A 458-nucleotide genomic window follows, 5' to 3' on the forward strand; every position below is an offset into this window, starting at 1 on the left:
CACGGGCATAGTCACCATCACCGGACTCGACAACGTCACCACCGTCGATGTCATCACCAGCAGCCCAATGGATCGGCTGCAGGTATCATCGGTCGATTCAAACGAAGGGCTCGATATCTCCGAGTTCCATTTCTCGACGACGAACACCAACGCCCACAGCGAAGAGGTCGGCTCCTTCATCAACTTCGACGATGACGGGCCGGCGGTGACAGCGGACGGCACTGTTTCGCCGCTGATTACCGACGATACCGACATTCCCGATACAGCGTCGGCAAGCTTCGCGCCGGTCTTCAGCGTCGACGCCGGCGCCGATGGCCTCGACGGCGTCACCTATGCGCTCGACGTCAAGAGCCCCGGTGTCGACAGCGGCCTCGACGACACGCTCAGCGGCGACAACATCCTGCTGCGCCTCAACGCCAGCGGCGAGGTCGAAGGCTATCTGGCGAACGCCACAGGCA

General features: G+C 62.2%; 1 protein-coding gene. It reads left to right on the top strand.

Features of this window, described 5'->3' with window-relative positions; all coding sequences use genetic code 11:
* Nucleotides 1-458 (top strand): DUF5801 repeats-in-toxin domain-containing protein (locus EN990_RS35680; protein WP_245469248.1); only part of this gene is annotated, 458 nt, incomplete at both ends.

It is taken from the genome of Mesorhizobium sp. M7A.F.Ca.US.005.03.1.1, assembly GCF_003997975.1.
In the GTDB taxonomy this organism is placed as follows: domain Bacteria; phylum Pseudomonadota; class Alphaproteobacteria; order Rhizobiales; family Rhizobiaceae; genus Mesorhizobium; species Mesorhizobium ciceri.